At 63.0% G+C, this 1,934-nt stretch carries 4 protein-coding genes; all 4 read right to left on the reverse strand.

The window, feature by feature from the left end; translation table 11 throughout:
* On the reverse strand, positions 1-471 hold a 471-nt coding region (locus QQL24_RS21180; protein WP_284314287.1), incomplete at its 3' end, for a methyltransferase.
* A gap of 79 nt (positions 472-550) precedes the next feature.
* Positions 551-1,000 carry a nuclear transport factor 2 family protein gene (locus QQL24_RS21185; RefSeq protein WP_284314288.1) on the reverse strand — a complete coding sequence of 150 codons (450 nt, stop codon included), beginning with the start codon at positions 998-1,000 and terminating at the stop codon, positions 551-553.
* 78 nt (positions 1,001-1,078) lie between these two features.
* Positions 1,079-1,681 (reverse strand): NADPH-dependent F420 reductase, encoded by a 603-nt coding sequence (locus QQL24_RS21190; protein WP_348536480.1) that lies wholly within the window; start codon positions 1,679-1,681, stop codon positions 1,079-1,081.
* A gap of 30 nt (positions 1,682-1,711) precedes the next feature.
* Positions 1,712-1,934: SDR family oxidoreductase (locus tag QQL24_RS21195; protein ID WP_284314289.1), on the reverse strand; the 223-nt coding region annotated here is incomplete at its 5' end.

The raw sequence follows: 1,934 nt of genomic DNA on the forward strand, positions 1-1,934 counted from the left end.
GATCCGATGCAGCGACTGAGCATCGCCCGTGCCTGCCCCAGCGTCGGCGGCGTGGTCAACGATGACGTAAGCCCCACCAGGCTTCAGCCGCTCGTAGACGGCTCGATTGAAGTCGGCCGCCGTCGCGCCCCTGGCCTGGATCAGCGCGGTGTGGAGATCGTGGTAGAACAGGTGCAGCCACAGGACATCCGCTGGCTGCGTGGCTTCCGGCATCGCGACGAGGTCCGCCGAGACGGCTTCGACGTTCTCTCGGCCCGGCTCCTTCGCAAGCGTCAGCATGCGGCCGAGCGGATCGTCCTTGAAGTGGGCGACTTCGGCCGGCACGAAGCTGAAGACCCGTCCTTCGGGCCCCACCACATCGGAGAACAGGCGCGTCCAGTCGCCGTCGCCTGGGTAAACGTCGATGACGGTGGAGCCCGCATCGATGCGTGCGAACCGGATCAAATCGGATTGCTTGGGTTGGTCGTACATTGGGATCTCCGTTACGGTTGGGCATTCGACGTGCGCGCGGCGTGGGAGACGGCGCTCCAAGGCTCCATATTCGCAGGCCTTATGAGGCCGGGTGCGCGGCTCCGGTGTCGATGAGCGAGGGCGTCGGGTTCGTGTCCGTCTCGGAGGCCCGGGCCAGTGCTTGCGTGTCGACGTACTCCCTGATGTTGGTCAATCTGCCGTCCCGGACCGTGATGGCGAAGATCCAGTCGTCCTCGAACGTCTTGTTCGTAGCTTTGATCTTTCCCCTCGCGAAGCCGACGACGAGGACCCGGTCTCCCTGCGCCACGAACTCCCGGGGTTCCGTGGAGGTTTCTATCGACTTGGATGCCGTCTCAAGCAAATCCGCCAGCCCGGCGTGTCCGTGACGCGTTCCGGCCAGCGGCCAGTCCTCGCCCGGAATGATCCACTCGATGTCTTCGGCGACCAGCGGCAGCAGAGCCTCCCTGTCGCCGCGGCCGACCGCGGCGAAGAAGTCCTTTACGGTCTGGATGTTCTTCTCGATACTCATCGGAATTTCTCCATTCGCGGATCGGATCGCGCTCGATCCGATCATTGCATCGTGGCTCTGCGGGTGGGCGCGTCGTGTTCATCGGTCGAACTTGACCAGGTCCTTGAAGATCAGATGACCCCAGCTCTTTCCGCGCGCCTGGACCAGCAGCCCGCCTTCAGAGAGCCCCCCAAGTTTGATCGGTGCGAAACCGAGATTTTCCGCGAGCGCGCCAATCTTGTCTGCGGCGCCGTCATTGTCGCTCGCCAGAAACACGACTCTCTTGCCCCCATGTACGGCGGGATCCTCGTCAAGGGTGCCGGCGACCAAATGGTTGAAGCCCTTGACCAGTCTGGCGCCAGAGAATGCCTGCGCGACGGCCTTGGAGGACGACTGTCCTCCCAGTTGCTCAGGGGGCACGCCGTAGGCGTTGGTCACATCGACGATGGTCTTCCCCTGCCAGGTGGGTAGCGCCTTCGCGACATCCGGGTGCGACTCGAAACGGACGGCCAAGAAGATGATGTCCGCCTTAACGGCTTCGGCCAGTGTTTTGGGAAGGATCGTGGGTCCGATCGCGGCCGCATCGGATGCAAAGCTTTCCGGGTCGCGCGTGGTTGCAACGGACACTTCGATGCCCTTGCGGGCAAACGCATTGGCAAGAGCGTGGCCGATCTTGCCGAAGCCGATAATTGCGTAGCTCATAGTGTTTCTCCGATTTGTATGATGCCGGGATCAGACCTGAGCCATGCCTCCATCGACCGCGAGGTCCACGCCGGTGATGTAAGAACTTTCATCGCTGGCGAGGAACGTGACGGCAGCCGCAATCTCCTCCGGCTTGCCCCTGCGACCCATCGGAATCTGTGTGGTGAACTGTGCGACCGCTTGCTCGGCCTGTTCAGCCGTAAGACCCGTCGTCGTCGCTAGGGCCGGGGTATCGATTGCTCCGGGGCTCATG

This window comes from Labrys miyagiensis (genome assembly GCF_030160835.1).
Lineage (GTDB): Bacteria > Pseudomonadota > Alphaproteobacteria > Rhizobiales > Labraceae > Labrys > Labrys miyagiensis.